Annotated in this window: 11 protein-coding genes; 6 read left to right on the top strand and 5 right to left on the bottom strand. The window is 73.1% G+C overall.

What is annotated here, in order from left to right:
• Positions 1-3: 3 nt before the first annotated feature.
• Positions 4-1671, top strand: coding sequence for an FAD-binding dehydrogenase (locus BOQ63_RS38750; RefSeq protein WP_030284972.1), 1668 nt, complete (start codon positions 4-6; stop codon positions 1669-1671).
• 78 nt (positions 1672-1749) lie between these two features.
• On the opposite strand, the gene BOQ63_RS38745 is transcribed toward BOQ63_RS38750, so the two are convergent.
• Together BOQ63_RS38745 and BOQ63_RS38740 are read right to left on the bottom strand one after the other, a co-directional pair.
• Positions 1750-2541 (bottom strand): hypothetical protein, encoded by a 792-nt coding sequence (locus BOQ63_RS38745; protein WP_030284974.1) that lies wholly within the window; start codon positions 2539-2541, stop codon positions 1750-1752.
• Between the two features lie 120 nt (positions 2542-2661).
• Positions 2662-5439, bottom strand: a complete 2778-nt coding sequence (locus BOQ63_RS38740) for an SdrD B-like domain-containing protein (RefSeq protein ID WP_223886167.1) — start codon at positions 5437-5439, stop codon at positions 2662-2664.
• 471 nt (positions 5440-5910) lie between these two features.
• Between BOQ63_RS38740 and BOQ63_RS38735 the strand changes: the two genes are divergently transcribed.
• A complete protein-coding gene (locus BOQ63_RS38735) occupies positions 5911-6615 on the top strand; it encodes a TetR/AcrR family transcriptional regulator (RefSeq protein WP_030550219.1) in 705 nt (234 codons plus the stop codon).
• Between the two features lie 16 nt (positions 6616-6631).
• On the opposite strand, the gene BOQ63_RS38730 is transcribed toward BOQ63_RS38735, so the two are convergent.
• Together BOQ63_RS38730 and BOQ63_RS38725 are read right to left on the bottom strand one after the other, a co-directional pair.
• Positions 6632-8269 (bottom strand): amidohydrolase, encoded by a 1638-nt coding sequence (locus BOQ63_RS38730; RefSeq protein ID WP_072655854.1) that lies wholly within the window; start codon positions 8267-8269, stop codon positions 6632-6634.
• A gap of 103 nt (positions 8270-8372) precedes the next feature.
• Positions 8373-9791: an APC family permease gene (locus BOQ63_RS38725; RefSeq protein WP_078867364.1), complete on the bottom strand. Its 1419-nt coding sequence runs from the start codon at positions 9789-9791 to the stop codon at positions 8373-8375.
• Positions 9792-10043: 252 nt separating this feature from the next.
• Between BOQ63_RS38725 and BOQ63_RS38720 the strand changes: the two genes are divergently transcribed.
• Both BOQ63_RS38720 and BOQ63_RS38715 read left to right on the top strand, forming a co-directional pair.
• Positions 10044-11993, top strand: a complete 1950-nt coding sequence (locus tag BOQ63_RS38720; RefSeq protein WP_454131706.1) for a glycoside hydrolase family 5 protein — start codon at positions 10044-10046, stop codon at positions 11991-11993.
• A 187-nt stretch (positions 11994-12180) separates the two neighbouring features.
• Entirely contained in the window at positions 12181-12678 is a 498-nt protein-coding gene (locus tag BOQ63_RS38715) for a hypothetical protein (RefSeq protein WP_150476295.1), read from the top strand.
• Between the two features lie 45 nt (positions 12679-12723).
• On the opposite strand, the gene BOQ63_RS38710 is transcribed toward BOQ63_RS38715, so the two are convergent.
• The gene (locus BOQ63_RS38710; protein ID WP_030284989.1) at positions 12724-14127 is read right to left on the bottom strand and encodes an aminotransferase-like domain-containing protein; all 1404 of its coding nucleotides are present in this window, start codon (positions 14125-14127) and stop codon (positions 12724-12726) included.
• Between BOQ63_RS38710 and BOQ63_RS38705 the strand changes: the two genes are divergently transcribed.
• The gene (locus BOQ63_RS38705; protein ID WP_030284992.1) at positions 14126-15409 is read left to right on the top strand and encodes an aminotransferase class V-fold PLP-dependent enzyme; all 1284 of its coding nucleotides are present in this window, start codon (positions 14126-14128) and stop codon (positions 15407-15409) included. The two genes, BOQ63_RS38710 and BOQ63_RS38705, sit on opposite strands and share 2 nt — an antisense overlap.
• Positions 15406-16695 (top strand): MFS transporter, encoded by a 1290-nt coding sequence (locus BOQ63_RS38700; protein ID WP_030284994.1) that lies wholly within the window; start codon positions 15406-15408, stop codon positions 16693-16695. Before BOQ63_RS38705 ends, BOQ63_RS38700 begins: the two co-directional genes overlap by 4 nt.
• Positions 16696-16762: the final 67 nt, after the last annotated feature.

Genomic DNA, 16762 nt, shown 5'->3' with positions numbered 1-16762 from the left:
TGAATGCCGTTCCAGCCTGAGGTGATCGTGGTCGGGGCCGGCCTGGCCGGACTGGTGGCGACGCACGAGCTGGCGAAGGCCGGCCTGCGGGTGCTGGTCGTCGAGCAGGAGAACCGGCGGAACCTGGGCGGCCAGGCGTTCTGGTCGCTCGGCGGCCTCTTCTTCGTGGACAGCCCGGAGCAGCGTCGGGCCGGGATCAAGGACTCGCTGGAGCTGGCCCGGCAGGACTGGTTCGGCTCGGCGGGCTTCGACCGGCCCGACGACGAGGACCTCTGGGGGCGGCGCTGGGCCGAGGCGTACCTGGCGTGGGCGGCCGGCGGCAAGCGCCGCTACCTGCGCGAGCTGGGGCACCGGGTGGTGCCGCTGGTGGGGTGGGCGGAGCGGGGCGCCGGTTCGGCCACCGGGCACGGCAACTCGGTGCCGCGCTTCCACATCACCTGGGGCACCGGGCCCGGCGTGGTGGACGCGTTCCTGCGCCCGGTGCTGCGGGCGGAGCGCGCCGGGCTGGTGCGCTTCGCGTTCCGGCAGCGGGTGGACGAGCTGTTGACCGGGAACGGCGCCGTGGTCGGCGTCCGGGGCGCGGTGCTGGCGCCGGACGACTCCGACCGCGGCGTCAAGTCCTCGCGCGAGGTGGCCGGTTCGTTCGAGGAGCGGGCGGCGGCGGTCGTGGTGACCTCCGGCGGCATCGGACACAACCACGCGCTGATGCGGGCGAACTGGCCGGTGGAACGGATCGGTCCGGCCCCCGAGCACCTGATCTCCGGCGTCCCCGCCCACGTCGACGGCCGGATGCTGGCGATCACCGAGCGGGCCGGCGGCCGGGTGGTCAACCGCGACCGGATGTGGGCGTACACGGAGGGCGTCCACAACTGGGATCCGGTCTGGCCGGACCACGCCATCCGGATCCTGCCCGGCCCGTCCTCCATGTGGTTCGACGCCGACGGGCGCCGACTGACCGGGATGTCCGGCGTGCCGGGCGCCGACTCGATCGGCGCGATGAAGCAGATCCTGGCCACCGGACACGACTACTCGTGGTTCGTGCTGACCCAGTCGATCATCGAGAAGGAGTTCGCCCTCTCCGGTTCGGAGCAGAACCCCGATCTGACCGGCCGGGACCTGAAGTTCGCGGTGAGGAGCAGGCTGGCCAAGGGCGCCCCCGGCCCGGTCGAGCGGTTCAAGCGGCACGGCGAGGACTTCGTCGTCGCCCGGACCCTGCCCGAGCTGGTCGCCGCCATGAACGGGATCGCCCGCGGCCCGAAGCTCGACGCCGCCGACATCGAGCGGCAGATCGTCGCCCGCGACCGCGAACTGGCCAACCCGTTCAGCAAGGACGCCCAGGTGATGGCGATCCACAACGCCCGCCGCTCGCTGACCGACCGGATCGCCCGGGTCGCCAGGCCGCACCGGATCCTCGACCCGGCGCACGGACCGCTGATCGGCGTACGGCTCAACATCCTCTCCCGGAAGACCCTCGGCGGCCTGCAGACCGACCTGGACTCCCGGGTGATCGGCGGTGACGGCGCCCCGGTGCCCGGCCTCTACGCGGCCGGGGAGGTGGCCGGCTTCGGCGGCGGGGGCGTGCACGGGTACAACGCGCTGGAGGGCACCTTCCTGGGCGGCTGCATCTTCTCGGGGCGGGCGGCCGGTCTGGCGATCGCCCGCGGCCGCTGAGCCGACCTCACCCCGCGTCGGCCGCTGCGCCCGGATGACCGGCCGTCAGCCGGTGAGCGCCGTCGCCGGTGAGCGCCGTCAGCCGGTGAGCCAGGGTGCTTCGGGGAGCTTGGCGTCGGCGTTGCGGCCGGAGAAGTCCACGATGGTCGGCGTGCCCAGGCCCGCGATCCGCATGGTGACCCGGCGCAGGTTGGCGTCGCCGTCCACCCAGTACGTCAGCGGCGAGGTCTTTCCGTCCGGTGCGGCGCCCTGGGCGCGCGGGCCGGCGAAGCGGTCGTAGCCGCGGCCGTCGATCCGGTCCCGGCCGAGCCAGCGGGCGCCGGACTGGGCGAGCAGCAGCGGGTTGTCGGGGCGGTCCGCGCCGACCTGGGTGAGCAGTTGGAGGCCCGCGTCCAGCGGGTCGGCGGTGTACGAGCGCGGCGACCAGCCGGAGCGGGGGATGTGTTCGGCCTGCTGCCAGGGCGGCCCCTGGTCGCCCGCGGGTTCGGGGGCCAGACCCAGGCCGTCGGTGTCCCAGACCACCAGGCCGTGGTCGAGCGGGCCGCTCGCGCCGGTGCTCCGGTAGCGGCCCACACCGCGGTGGGTGCGGTAGTCCACGACGCCCTCGACCCGGATCCGCACTCCCCCGCCCTCGTCGGCGGTGAGCACCACCCCCACCGGGCTGGCCTGGTAGAGGTTGAGCCGGGACAGCGCCAGCCGGCCCGCCTCCTCGGTGGTGACCGGCCGTTCGGAGGCGTCGTCGGAGACGCTCCGGTACGCGGCGACGCCGCCCGCCACGGCGGCGCACACCGCGGTCGCGATCAGCGCCGTGAGCCAGCGGGTCCGCCGGCGCCTGGGCGGCCGGGGGCTGGTCCTCGTCTTCCGGGCCATCCGGTTGTCCACTCCGATCTCTTCTTCACGTCGTACACAGGAGTCGGGCGGGTTCGCGGACCACGAAGGACCGCGAACCCGCCCGATCCGGGTGTCACCCCGCCGGAGCGGGGGGACCGACTACCGGTGCTGGGCCCGGCGTCGGCGCACCAGCACGAACAGTGCCACGCCGAGGGCGATCAGCGCCGCGGCGCCGGTCGCGATCAGCGGCAGCCCGCTGCTCGCACCGGTGTGCGGCAGTTCGCCGCCGGGAGCGGGCGCCGGTGGGGCCGGCGTGCTCGGCGGTGACGTCGGCGGAGTCGTCGGCGTCGGGGTGGGCGTCGACGACGCGGTCGGCGTCGGGGTGGGGATCAGCTTGTTGACGGCCGTGACGCTGACCCCGTCCTCCAGGTTGTCGGCGGTGAGCACCAGCGGTCCGAAGACCGTGGTGTCCGGCGCCGAGTAGCCGTCGGGCGGGCTCAACTCCTGCCAGTAGTACGTGCCGGGCACGCCGTTGCCCCGGCAGATGCCGTCGTCGCCGGTCGTGCAGGGGTCACCGACGGGCGTGTCCGGCTTCGTCCCCGTGGTCTGCAGACCGTCGGTGCCGTTGGTCTCGTGCCACAGCTGGAACTTGGCACCGGCCAGCGGCTTGCCGTCCTGGTCGTGCTTGACCAGCTTCAGCGCGCCCTCCTGCTGGCGGTAGCCGAAGTCGAAGGTGTGGTCGTTCTCGCCCGGTCCGCCGGTGGTCAGCGCCCGTTCGGGGAACTTGGTGCCGGCCGGGACGATGCCCTTGGAGTCGATGAAGCGGTTGTCGCCGACGTCGTGGTCCGTGGGCACCCAGTGGTACAGCGGGCCGCCCTTGGCGTAGTCGGCGGGGTTGTCGATGCGGATGGTGTACTTGGTGTGCGGCTTGAGGCCGCCGGTGACGTTGCTGTCGTCGAAGTAGTACTCGCCGCGCGCCGTCGTCTTCGTGGTGCCGACCACCTTGCCCGACTCGTCGTACAGGTTGACGGTGGCGCCCTTCACCGGGAGCTGGCCCGGGTTCTGGATGCCCTTGCGCTCGGGGTCGTACCAGACCCGGTTGCCGATCTGCAGCGGTGCCTGGTCGCAGAGCACTTCCAGGTCACCCATCGCGGCGCCCTTGCCGAACGGCGAGCCGGTGTTGGCCGGGGTGAGCCGCAGGCCGAACTTCGGGTCGTGCGCGCCGTCCTTGCGCTCCATGAACGACGTGCCGTAGCCGACCGCGGTGTGGTCCGGGTCGAAGGCGGAGGCCGCGACGGTGCTCTCGACCTTGGAGAGCGCGATGCCCGCGAACACCGTGTTGTGGTGGCCGACCTCGTCCCAGCCGGTGGAGAAGAACCGGGCGCCGCGGACGGTCTTGTCGCAGCCGAGGTTGACGTCCATCACGTACATGCCGTTCGACGGGCAGGCCTTGTTCAGGTCGCCGCCGGACATCACCGTGGCCGAGTTGGGCGCCGGGGCGCCCGGTCCGCGGTCCGCGAAGCGGTCCTTGAAGGCCAGCAGCATCGAGCCGTCGGTCTCGAACAGGATCTCGCCGAGCTCCGGTTCGGGGAACGCGATGGTGGAGTTGCCGCACGGCCGGCCGTTCTGCGAGCCCGGGAAGGTGCTGGTCCAGGGGAACCAGCCCGCCCCGTCGCACGGGCCGCCGCCGACGGTGGACTGCCGCGGGTAGTCCAGCGGCTGGTCCAGCACCGGCTTGCCGAACGCCCCGGTACCGAGGTCGAACGGCATGACCACGGCGCGCACGTCCGTGAGCTTGCCGGTGGACTCGCCGGAGCAGACCCCGCCGAGGAAGCCGGAGCCGTCCTGCATGCCGAGCCCGTACGGCCGCCAGTCCGCGGTCGACGGGCAGCCCGGGTCCGGGATCGGGTAGGACGCCTTGGCCGCCGAGGCCGTCGGCTGGGTGGCGTCGTAGCGGTAGAGCTTGCGGTCGTTCAGGTTGACGACGAACAGGTCCTTGCCGTCGTCGGTGACCTTGATGCCGCCGAGGCTCTGCTTCCCGGGCACGTCGAGGAAGGCGTCGTCCGTCCCCGGCCCGTGCGCGGTGCTGCCCGCGTCCGGGACGGTGGTGAAGACGGTCGTCTTCCTCTTCGCCGGGTCGCTCAGGTCGGTGACGTAGATCCCGCCGGAGCCGCCGGGGCCGTAGTCGGTGGTGCGCTTGGCCGTCGCCGCGGAGAACAGCCGCTTGTCCGCCTTGTTCCAGGCGAGGCCGAAGATCGTGCCGGTCTCGGCGTCGGTGGCGATGTTCGTCGCCGCGTTGCCGGGGCCCTCCTGGCCGCGCTTGTCGTACGGGAAGGTGACCAGCGTGCGCTGGTTCCCGCCCTGGTAGGTGGGCGTCTGACAGGCGGTCGCCAGCGGCGCGTTCTTCTGGCAGTAGTCCGCCGGGTTCCACAGCCCGGTGGTGTAGGAGACGTTCTTGCCTCCGCCGAGGTCGACGAACTCCTCGTTGGAGCTGAGCTGGTTGGGCGCGCCGTCCAGGCCCTGGCGGGAGGCGAAGGCCGGGAAGAGCACGCCCGGCTTCGGGTTCACCACCTGGACCCGGTACTTGCCGCCGCTCGTCTTCCCGGTCGCGGGCGACAGCGTCACCGTGCCGTCCGCCGCCGTGGTCCCGTCGATCGAGACACCGGCGTCGTCGGTGAGCGTCACCTTGACGCCCGCCATGCCCGGTTCCAGCGCCGGCGTGTACGTGCCGGTGTTGTCCACGGCCCGGATCACCTTGACGGTGACCGTCCCGTCGCCGGTCTGCGAGACCGCCGTCGGGACAGCCGCCAGCGAACTGCCGCCGACGGCGATGGCGAGCGCGGCGACGCGGGCGACGGCCCGGCGGCCTGGCCGGCCCGGCCGTGACCGGGACGGCCCGCGCGCGGCGCCGTTCATCAGTTCATTCGTTGTCTTCATCCCTGCTCTCATCGTCTGAATGGCCTCATGGCCCGACTATCCGAAGAGTCCTCAGCGTGGCCTGAAACCGCCATGATTAACGTGAGCTTAAAGGGAATTCATCCAACCGAGTGGCAAAACATGGAACTTTGATGATCCGTCAGACGTCTTCATGACGCCGCCCCTCCACGACGGCTCACGGCGCGACCGGCCCCACCAGCACGGATCCGGCCCTTGGCGCCTTTCCCGAGACGGAACAAGCGCCTTGTCGACAAGGACACCCGACCGCGGAGAGTGACGCGACCTCGAACACCACTACGAAGGTCCCAGATTTTCGACACGGCTCGCACAGAACCGTCCACGATTCATTCCAACCTCCGGCCCCGGCGGCACCCTTCGTCCGGGGGCGGAGGACGCCCCGGCCCGCCGCTCCCGAGAATCCGCCGACCGACCCCTGTCATCCGTCAACGCCGTTGACATAGCCTGCCGGCCATGAGCGAACGCGTAGTCCCCGAGCCCCGGCGCCGCCGCCGTAGACCCACCAAGCAGGGCGTGGTGCTCTCCCAGGAGCTGATCATCGACACCGCGCTGCGGCTGATCGAACAGCACGGCGCCGAGGCCCTCACCGTCCGCCGGCTCGGCGCCGCGCTCGGGGCCGACCCCAGCGCCGTCTACCGCTACTTCCACAGCACGGACGACCTGCTGCTGGCCATCGCCGACGAGCTCATCGGCCTCGCCCAGGCCGACTGGCGGGCCACCGGCGACTGGCGCGCCGACCTGCGCGCCATCGGCCTGAGGATCCACTCCGCCTACCTGGCCCACCCCCAGGCCGCCGTGCTCGCGGCCCACCGCACCACCGGCCGCACCCACGAGACCGCCGCCGTCGAGGCGATCCTCTCGGTGCTGCGCACGGCCGGCTTCCCGGACCAGGAGGCGGTGCGGATCTACCACGCCTTCGTCGACCAGAGCCTCGGCTTCGCGGCCCTCGACGCCGCGGCCCTCGCCCTCCCGGCCGCCGCCGCCACCGCCGACCTGCGGGTCTGGCAGTCCTCCTACGCCCGGCTCGACGCCACCACCCACCCCCACATCGCCGCCACCGCGCACCTGCTCACCGCCGACATGCGGAGCAGCGGGTACCCGTACGCGCTCGACCTGCTGATCGACGCCGCCGGGGCCCGGCTCGCGGCACTGCGCTGAGCCGGGCCGTGCGGGATCACTCCGCCACGTACACCAGTTCACCCCCGACGTAGGTCCGCTCCACCCGGGCGTCGGCGATCTCCGTCGGGGGGCCGGTGAGAATGTCCCGGTCGAGCACCACCAGGTCGGCGAGCTGTCCGACCGCCAGGGTGCCGGCGTCGTCGTGGCCGTTCACATGGGCCGAGCCAGCCGTGTAGGCGGCGAGGGCGGAGGCCAGGTCGAGGCGCTGCTCGGGCAGGAAGACCCGGCCGTCGACGGCTCCCGGCTCCATCCGGTTGACCGCCACGTGCAGACCGGCCAGTGGGTCCGGGCTGCTCACCGGCCAGTCGCTGCCGGCCGCCAGGGTGGCGCCCGCCCGCTGGAGCGCGCCGAACGGGTACTGCCGGGCGGCGCGCTCGGGGCCGAGGAAGGGGATGGTCAGCTCGTCCATCTGCGGCTCGTGCGCGGCCCACAGCGGCTGGATGTTGGCGACCGCGCCGAGCCGGGCGAAGCGGTGGAGGTCGTCGGGGTGGACCACCTGGAGGTGGGCGAGGTGGTGCCGCGTGGCGCGCCGGCCGTTCTTCGCCCGGGCGGCCTCGACGGCGTCCAGTGCCTCGCGGACGGCCCGGTCGCCGAGGGCGTGGAAGTGCACCTGGAAGTCGAGCGCGTCGAGTTCGGTGACGTAGCCGCACAGTGCGGCCGGATCCACGAAGCTGAGTCCGGAGTTGGCCGTCAGGCAGCCGCAGCCGTCCAGGTACGGGCTGGTCATCGCGGCGGTGAAGTTCTCCGCGATGCCGTCCTGCATGATCTTCACCGAGCCGGCCCGGAACCGTCCGTGGCTCAACTCCGCCCTCCGCTCGACGAGTTCGGGGATCTGTTCGGCGCCCCGGTCGCGGTCCCACCAGAGCGCGCCGGTCACCCGGGCGGTCAGCGCCCCGGATCGGGCGGCGGCCAGGTAGGCGTCGGACGGGTCCGGCTGGCCGTTGAACTCCCCGAGCAGCGCGTCCTGCCAGCCGGTGATGCCGAGCGAGTGGAGCAGCCGCTGGGCGCGCAGCAGGCCCGTCAGCCGCTCGGCGGCGGTGGCCGGCGGCACCAGCCGGGCGACCAGCGCGGTGGCTCCCTCCTGGAGCATGCCGGCCGGGGTGCCGTCGGCCTCGCGTTCGATCCTGCCGTCGGCCGGGTCCGGGGTGTCGCGGGTGAGGCCGGCCAGTTCCAGGGCCCGGGTGTTGGCCCAGGCGCCGTGGTGGTCGCGGTTGGTCAGGTGGACCGGGCGGTCCGGGACGACGGAGTCGAGCAACTGCCGGGTCGGCAGGCCGCCTTCGAAGCTCTCCAGGGACCAGCCGCTGCCGGTGATCCACTCCCGGTCCGGGTGGGCCTCGGCGTAGGCGCGGATCCGCTCCAGGTACTCCGCGACCCCGACGGTGCCGGTGAGGTCACAGGCGGCGGACTCGACGCCGCCGAAGACCGCGTGGATGTGGGCGTCCTGGAAGCCCGGCAGCAGCAACTTGCCGGCGAGGTCCACGACCTCGGTGTTCGGCCCGATCAGCTCCCGGACCTCGTCGTGCCCGACGGCGGTGATCCGCCCGCCGGTCACGGCCAGGCTGCTCGCCCGGGTGCGGGCGGCGTCGCCGGTGTGGACGGGGCCGCGGGTGAGGACCAGATCGGCCTTGGCCATGGGTGGTGCTCCGTTCTCGGTGGTACTCGTGGCGGGTGGTGGGCCAGGGCCTGTCCGGCGGATCTTGTCGGATCAGCGCGCGGCAAGATCCGCCGGACAGGCCCTAGGAGGTCGGGTCGAGGAAGTACGGCGAGCGGCGCCGCCAGCGGGCCCAGGCCGCCGAGGGGAGGCCGGTGACGATCATCAGCACCACCACGGTCAGCTCGAACCAGCCGTTGTCGGCTGACAGTTCGAAGTGGTCGGTGGAGTCGTAGAAGGTCCAGGCCAGGTAGCCGCCGACGGCGAGCAGCACCGCCGCGCCGAGCAGCGGGCCGAGCACGGCGCGCAGGCCCTCCAGCGGCGCGGTGCGCAGCAGGTAGCGGAAGCGGACGGCGGACGCGACGGCGGTGAGGGCGTAGTAGAGGGCGACGATGACGCCGATCGCGTTGACGGCGGCCGAGATCAGGTCGTTGACGGTGGGGATGACCACGGAGACCAGCGCGAGGGCGACGGCGATGCCGGTGATCAGCAGGGTGCCGACGGCGGGGGTGGCGTGCCGGGGGTGCAGCCTGGTCCAGACGCCGCCGAGCACCCCGTCGCGGCCCATCGCGTACATCCCGCGCGCCGTCGGTATCACCGAGGACTGCAGCGAGGCCACGGCGGAGAAGGTCAGCGCGATCAGCGGCAGTGCGGCCAGCGGCTGGTGGGCCAGCTTCTCGCCGAAGTAGGTCAGGCCGTGGGCGCCGTTGTCGGCCAGCTCGTCGAGTGGCAGCACCCGTTGGAAGGCGGTGCCGGCCAGCAGGAAGAGCAGCATCATCACCACCAGGGCGAGGAAGCCGGCCCGGGAGGCGTCGCGCGGTTCGCGCACCTCCTCGCCGACGCTGAAGACCGATTCGAAGCCCCAGTAGCAGAACACCGCCAGCACCATGCCCTGGGCGACGGCGTCGAAGGAGGGGAGGTCGAACGGGTTGAACCACTGGAGCGAGAACTGCTGGTCGCCCGCGAACAGGCCGTAGCCGCAGAAGCCCAGCAGCACGGCGTACTCGAAGACCAGCAGCGCCTTCTGCAGCCGGGCGGCGAGGTCGAGTCCGCGGACGGCGACCAGGGCGGCGGCGATCAGGACGACGAGGCCGAGCAGGGTGCACTGGACGGTCGAGTCCGGGTCGAGCCGCAGGCCCGCGACGCTGCGCAGGTGCGCCTGGTCGAGGAGTTGGATGACCGCCGAGCCGGTGACGGTGGTGGTGTAGGCCATGAAGACCACCGTGCCGACGGTGTTCACCCAGCCGGTGAGGAAGCCCAGCCAGGGACTGAGCGTACGGCCGACCCAGCGGTAGCTGCTGCCGGCGTCCGGTTCGACGGCGTTCAGCCGCCCGTAGCCGCCGGCGATGGCGAGCACGGGGAGGAAGGCTAGCAGCATGATCGCGGGCAGGTGGAGGCCGACGACGCCGGCCATCAGGCCCAGGCCGATGCCGATGCTGCTGGTGGCGGCCGTGCTGGAGGCGGCGATCGCCGCGCCGTCCAGCAGGCCGATGGACTTGTGCATGGCGTCGTGGCCGGCGCCCGTTCTCGGACCGCTGCCCGTGTCGTCCTTGACCGTCGGTGCCAACGGATCACCGCCTTGCTCGTGGGGGTGTGGGGGTGGGGTGGGGAAGTGCGAGCCATGAAACCGGCGGCGCCGTTGCACGTCAATGCTGTTGTCATAAGGGGTTCGGACGGTGGAAGGTCTCGTCCTGAACAGTGTCTTTGACGTACCGTCGACAACCCCTGCCCCGTGACTCCCGTCCTGGAGAGATCCGTGATATCCATCCGCCCGGCTCGCCGAGCCGTGCTCGCGGTGGCGGCCCTGCTGGCCGCCCTCATCAGCACCGCCCCGCCCGCACAGGCCGCACAGGCCGCACCGAGCGCCGCACCCGCCGCGCCTGCCTCGCCCGTGCAGAGCGGCGACCGGCTCGCCGCCTCCTGGACCGGTCCGCTGAGCACCCGGGGGCGGTACGTGGTCGACGCCAACGGCGACCGGTTCAAGCTCAGGGCCGGCAACTGGGCAGGCGCCCAGGGCACTTGGGAGGGCAGCGGCTCGACCACCGACCCGGCGCACAACCAGGCCGGCCAGGTCTCCTACGACATCCCGCTCGGCCTGGACCGGGCGCCGATCGACCAGATCCTGGCGGGCTTCCACGGCCTGGGCCTGAACGCCGTCCGGCTGCCGTTCGCCAACGCGCTGATCCACGACACCGCCGCCGTCCCGGACGCCGCCGTCGCCGCCAATCCGCAGCTCAGGGGCAAGACCCCGCTGCAGGTCTACGACGCCGTCGTGGCCGCGCTCGCCGCCGACGGGTTCGCGGTCGTCCTCAACAACCACACCACCAGCTACCGCTTCTGCTGCGGCCTCGACGGCAACGAGCGCTGGAACAGCGGCCAGAGCACCCAACAGTGGGAGGACGACTGGGTGTTCATGGTGAACCGCTACAAGGCCGACAAGCGGGTCGTCGGCGCGGACCTGCGCAACGAGGTGCGCCGGGACACCTGGGACGACCCCAACTGGGGCCTGGGCGACGGCCACGACGAGTACGCGGCCTTCGAGGAGGCCGGAAACCGGATCCTCCAGGCCGACCCCGACCTGCTGGTCATCATGGAGGGCATCAACTGGTACGGCATCCCCGCCGCCGGGTTCTCCCACGGCCGTCCGATGCTCACCCCGGTGGCCACCCTGTCCAACACCCTGATCCGGTCCGACAAACTGGTCTACGCCGCCCACTTCTACGCCTACACCGGCCCGGCCAACACCGGCGCGGGCAGCGGCCCCGGCTCCACCAGCGACCCGCGCTACGAGGACTTCACCCCCGAGCAGCTCGCCCAGGTGGTGAACCAGGAGGCCCTGTTCGTCACCCGGTCCGGGCAGCACTTCACCGCCCCGGTCTGGGTCAGTGAGTTCGGCGCCGCCGGCCGCGGCTCGACCGACGCCAAGGAGCAGGCCTGGTTCGAACGCTTCACCGACATCCTGGCCTCCAACGACACCGACTTCGCCGTCTGGCCGCTGGTCGGCTGGCAGAACAACGGTGTCCCCAACGACAACTGGGCGCTGCTCTCCTACGACACCGCCGGCCGCCGGCTCGGCCTGAACGACCCCGGCGACTGGCGCGCCGCCGACTGGAACAAGCTGGTCAACGCCCCCTCGTACACCGGACAGGTCGCACCGGTCGCCCGCTGGAACATGCTCGACCTCGACCACGCGGACCAGAACGTCTCCAGCCGCATGCTGGCCCGGCCCGACTGGAGCCCCGGCAACCGCAAGGGCGACTGCCCGGACGGCCAGCGCCTGGCCGGCCTCGGCCGCAGCAGCAGCCGCGGCCTGTGCACCGACACCGCCGGGCCCGCCGTGGGCGCCGGCGACTGGGTGACCGTCACCGACCAGCGCTACGTCACCGGCGGCGACTGGGCGTCCGGCTACGACAAGCTCCAGTGCCCCGACAACACCTTCGCCGTGGGCTACAGCGTGCACAACAACGCGATGTCCGCGCTGCTCTGCGCCCCGGCCGCCACCGCCCTGCCCGCCGGCGGCCGCACGGTCTGGTTCGACCACGGCGACAACCGGCCCGCCGCCGGCGGCTCCGTCGCGAGCGACTGGGCGCCCGGTACCTACAAGGGCCAGTGCGCGGACGACGAGTACGTGGCCGGGGTGGCCGACACCTGGCGCTGGCTGGAGTACGGCGTGCCCGACGCGCTGCTCTGCCGTCCGCTGCGCTGACGCACGGGTTCGGTCACCCGGTGTGACCGTCGCCCGGGGCGACGCGCCCGGCGGATGCGCCATCCGCCGGGCGCGTGCAGGGTGGAGGGGTACGAACCGCCCGGCCGGCGACCGTCCTGACCCGGCGGGCACCGTCCGGCAGGCGGCCGCTCCTCGGAGCTGCCGCCCCTCGACCCAAGGAGGCGCCATGCCGCTCAGGACGATCCCCCGTCGGGCTCTGGTGCTGACCGTCGCCGTCCTCACCGCCCTGCCGATCGCGGTGCTGACGGCGCCCGCGCAGGCGGCCTCCGCGCCCCCGACCGCTTCGGCCGCCGCCGCGGCGCCGGTGCGCTTCGTGGACCTGCCCGACACCGCGCTGCCGACCGACCGAGCACCGCACCGGATCACCTTCATGTACCGCAACGACACACCGACGGACCAGACGATCGCCCCGCAGATCCTGGTCGAGTCGCCGCAGCAGGGCCCGTTCCTCAGCCCCTCGGACGTCCGGCTCGAACAGCTGGGGCGCGACGGCCGCTGGCACACCCTGCCGCTCGGCAGCCAGACCGGCACGCTCTACACCCAGCTGATCCCGGCGAAGATCGTCCTGCACAGCCACCACACGCTCACCGAGAACTACCGGCTGACCGTGCTCCACGCGCCCGCCCGGGGCACGATCGAGCCCCGGATCGCGATCTACGCCTGAGCCGCGAGCCGCCGGGGCCGCTACGCTGTTGCGCCGTCGCGCCGGTTACGCCTGGGCGGCCACGGCTCGCAGGCGGGCCGCCGCCTCGACGAGTTCGGCGGGTTCGGCCGCGGCGGCGAAGCCGAGCCGCAGGTGGGCGGCCGGCGGCTCAGCCGGGAAGTGGTGGTGGCCGAGGTTGACGGCCACCCGGTGCGCCCGGGCCGCCTCCGCGACGGCCTCCTCGGTGCACCCGGCCGGCAGCCTGACCCACAGGTGCAGGCCGCCCGCCGGCACCCGGTGCAGCGTCCAGTCCGGCACCTCCCGCGCCAGGGCGTCGGCCAGCACGGCGCAGCGCTGATGCAGGGCGGCGGACAGGGCGCGCAGGTGCCGGTCCCAGGCCGGGGTGCTGAGCAGTTCGACCGCGGCCTCCTGGAGCGGGCGGGCGATGAAGAAGTCGTCCACCCGCCGCATCCCGAGCAGCCGCCGCATCACCGGGCCGCGGGCGATCAGCGCGCCGATCCGCAGGCTGGGCGAGGCGGGCTTGGTCAGCGAGGTGAGGTGGACGACGGTGCCGTCCCGGTCGTCGGCGACCAGCGGCCGGGGCACCGGCCGGCCGTGGCCGAGGTGGCGGGCGAAGTCGTCCTCGATCAGGAACGCCCCCGCGGCGCGGGCCACGTCGACGATCTGGCGGCGCCGTTCGCCGGAGAGGACCGTCCCGGTCGGGTTGTGGAAGGTGGGCTGGCAGTAGAGCAGGCGCGCGCCGGTCATGGCGAAGGCCTCGGCGAGCAGGTCGGGGCGCAGACCCTGGTCGTCCATCGGCACGGGCACCGGGTGCAGTCCGGCGGAGCGCGCGGCGGCGAGCGCGCCGCCGTAGGTGGGTGACTCGACCAGGATCGGGCTGCCGGGCGCCGCGACGGCGCGGAACAGCAGTGACAGCGCGCCCTGCCCTCCCCCGGTGACCAGCACGTCGTCGGGACCGACCTCACCGCCCGCCTGCCGGGCGAAGATCGTCCGCAGCGTGGTCAGACCTGCCGCCGGGGCGCGGTGCCAGGCGTCCGGGCGGCGGGCGGCCCTGGCCAGGGCGCCGCCGAGCAGCCGGGTGGGCTGGAGGCTCTCGTGCGGGTAGCCCCCGGACAGCGGGATGGTGCCGACCGGCACCGTGCCGGACTGCTCGTCGGGCGCCTCGGGGGCGAACGGGCGCCCGGCCAGCGCCACCGCCTGCCAGGAGGTGTCCGGTTCGCCGCCGCCGGCGGGCGGGCGGCGGGCCGCGACGTAGGTGCCGCTCCCGGGCCGGGTCACCACCGCGCCCTCGGCGGCGAGCAGGGCGATCGCCCGGGAGACGGTGACCGGCCCGACGCCGTGACGGGTGATCAGGTCCCGACTGCTGGGCAGGCGGTCGCCCGGGGAGAGGCGGGCGATCTCCGTCCGGAGGATCGCCACCAGGGTCTCGATACTGCTACCGTCAGACATGAAGAACAAGAATAGCGCTTTCGCCTCCAGTCCGGAACCGCTCCTGAACGCCGGCCAGGAACGGGTTCTGGATCTCAGCCGGGAACCGCTCCTGGACCTCGCCGCCCTCCGGGCCGACACCCCCGGCTGCGAGGCGGTGATCCACTTCAACAACGCCGGCGCCGGACTGATGGCCCGTCCGGTCCTGGAGACGGTGCTCGACCACCTGCGCCTGGAGGCGGGCATCGGCGGCTACGAGGCCGCCGCCGCCCGCGCCGCCGAGGTCGCCGACTTCTACGCCGCGCTCGCCGAGCTCCTCGGTACCCGCCCCGGCAACCTCGCCTTCGCCGCGAGCGCGACCCACGCCTACGCCAAGGCCCTGTCCGCGATCGACTTCCGGCCCGGGGACGTCGTCCTGACCACCCGCAACGACTTCGTGTCCAACCAGATCGCCTTCCTGTCCCTGCGCCGGCGCCACGGCGTCCGGATCGTGCACGCCCCCGACCACCCCGACGGCAGCGGCGTCGACGTCGAGGCCATGGCCGCGCTGATGCGCGCCCACCGGCCGCGCCTGGTGGCCGTGACCCACGTGCCCACCAACTCCGGGCTGGTCCAGCCGGTCGCCGAGATCGGCCGGCACTGCCGGGAACTCGACCTGCTGTACCTGGTCGACGCCTGCCAGTCGGTCGGCCAGTACCCGATCGACGTCGAGACGATCGGCTGCGACCTGCTCACCGCGACCTGCCGCAAGTTCCTCCGCGGCCCGCGCGGTTCGGGCTTCCTCTACGTCTCCGACCGGGTGCTGGCGGCCGGGTACGAGCCGCTCCACATCGACATGCACGGCGCGCGCTGGGTCGCCCCCGGCTACTACCGGCCGGTCGGCACGGCGGCCCGGTTCGAGGAGTGGGAGTTCCCGTACGCCACCGTCCTCGGCTGCGCCGCCGCCGTCCGCTACGCGCTGCGGGTCGGCCTGGAACCGGTGGCTCGGCGCACCCCCGCGCTGGCCGGCCGGCTGCGCGAGCGGCTGGCCGCCGTCCCCCGCGTCCGCACGCTCGACGGCGGGCCCGCGCCGGCCGCCCTGGTCACCTTCACCATCGAGGGCTGGCAGGCCGCGCCGTTCAAGGCGGCGATGGACGCGCGCGGCATCAACTCCGCCCTCAGTTACCGGGAGTTCGCGCAGTTCGACTTCGCCGACAAGGAGGTGGAGTGGTGCCTGCGGCTGTCGCCGCACTACTACAACACCGAGGACGAGGTCGACGCGGTGGCCGGCACGGTGGCCGAGCTGGCGAGGAGCGCCCGATGACCGGGACGACCCAGGTCTCCGCCCCGCCGAACACCGAACCCGCGCGGCAGAGCCTGTGGCACAACCACGACTTCCTCCGGTTCTGGGTCGGCGAGACGGTCTCGCTGCTCGGCACCCAGGTCACCAACCTCGCCCTTCCGCTCACCGCCATCGGCGCCTTCGGCGCGACCGACGAACAGGTCGGACTGCTGCGCTTCCTCCAGCTCGTCCCCTACCTCGGGCTCGCCCTGGTCATCGGCGTGTGGGCGGACCGGCACCGGCGGCGGCCGGTCATGCTCGGCGCCAACCTGGTCCGGCTGATCCTGCTGGCCATGGTGCCGCTGCTCTACTGGTGGCACGCGCTCGACCTGCCCGTGCTGATGGTGATCGCCTGCACGGTCGGCATCGCCTCGGTGGTGTTCGACGTCAGCTGGATGTCCTACGTGCCGGTGCTGGTGAAGAGCCCCGAGCACTACGTCGAGGCCAGTGCCAGGATGGGCACCAGTTCCTCCGCCGCCGACGTCGCCGGGCCCGGGTTGGGCGGCGTCCTGGTGTCGGCGGTCGGCGCGCCGGTGGCCGTGCTCGTCGACGCCTGCTCCTACGCGGTGTCCTTGCTCTCGCTGCTGTCGATCCGCACCACGGAGCCCGCCCCGGCACCGGCCGCCGAGCGGCGCCTGTGGCGCGAACTCAAGGACGGCATGGGCTGGGTGATGCGGGACCGGGTGTTGCGCTCGCTCGCGCTGATCGGCTTCTGCTGCAACTTCTCGATGATCACCGTGTGGACGATGTTCCTGCTCTACGGCCACCACGACCTCCGCCTCGGCGACGGGACGATCGGCGCGGTCTTCTCGACGGCCTCCGTCGGCGGACTGATCGGCGCGCTGATCGCACGGCGGGTGATCGCCCGCTTCCCGCTCGGCCGGGTCTACCTGGTCGGCCAGTCGGCGCTGCTGCTCGGCCCGGGCCTGATCCCCGCCGCTGCGGGGCCGCGGCCGGTGATGATCGGGATGTTCGTGCTGTCCTTCTTCACCACCTACCTCGGCCTCGGCGTGGCGGGGGTGATCATCGTCAGCCTGCGCCAGGCCGTGACGCCCCAGTCGATGATGGGGCGGATGACGGCGGCCTTCCGGACCCTGCTGTTCGGCGGCGGATCGCTGGGCGGCCTCGCCGCCGGGCTGCTCACCGGTCGACTCGGCGGCCGGGGTGCGCTGGTCGTCGCGGCGGTCGGCTCCGCCGCCGTGGTGGTCGGGCTGCTCGTCTCCCCGGTCAGCCGGCTGCGGGCGCTGCCCGCCGCACCGTCGCGGTGACCGGGCCCCGACGCCCCCGCGTGCCCGTCCACGACGGGCACACGGGGGCGTCGGGCGTGCGCCCCAA

The organism is Streptomyces viridifaciens, assembly GCF_001888885.2.
GTDB classification, from domain to species: domain Bacteria; phylum Actinomycetota; class Actinomycetes; order Streptomycetales; family Streptomycetaceae; genus Kitasatospora; species Kitasatospora aureofaciens.
This window is presented reverse-complemented; position numbering and strand designations above follow the sequence as displayed.

Coding starts and splice junctions, on each gene's coding strand:
- BOQ63_RS38750 (WP_030284972.1), top strand. CDS start 4: ATGCCGTTCCAGCCTGAGGTGATCGTGGTCGGGGCCGGCCTGGCCGGA.
- BOQ63_RS38745 (WP_030284974.1), bottom strand. CDS start 2,541: ATGGCCCGGAAGACGAGGACCAGCCCCCGGCCGCCCAGGCGCCGGCGG.
- BOQ63_RS38740 (WP_223886167.1), bottom strand. CDS start 5,439: ATGAAGACAACGAATGAACTGATGAACGGCGCCGCGCGCGGGCCGTCC.
- BOQ63_RS38735 (WP_030550219.1), top strand. CDS start 5,911: ATGAGCGAACGCGTAGTCCCCGAGCCCCGGCGCCGCCGCCGTAGACCC.
- BOQ63_RS38730 (WP_072655854.1), bottom strand. CDS start 8,269: ATGGCCAAGGCCGATCTGGTCCTCACCCGCGGCCCCGTCCACACCGGC.
- BOQ63_RS38725 (WP_078867364.1), bottom strand. CDS start 9,791: ATGCACAAGTCCATCGGCCTGCTGGACGGCGCGGCGATCGCCGCCTCC.
- BOQ63_RS38715 (WP_150476295.1), top strand. CDS start 12,181: ATGCCGCTCAGGACGATCCCCCGTCGGGCTCTGGTGCTGACCGTCGCC.
- BOQ63_RS38705 (WP_030284992.1), top strand. CDS start 14,126: ATGAAGAACAAGAATAGCGCTTTCGCCTCCAGTCCGGAACCGCTCCTG.
- BOQ63_RS38710 (WP_030284989.1), bottom strand. CDS start 14,127: ATGTCTGACGGTAGCAGTATCGAGACCCTGGTGGCGATCCTCCGGACG.
- BOQ63_RS38700 (WP_030284994.1), top strand. CDS start 15,406: ATGACCGGGACGACCCAGGTCTCCGCCCCGCCGAACACCGAACCCGCG.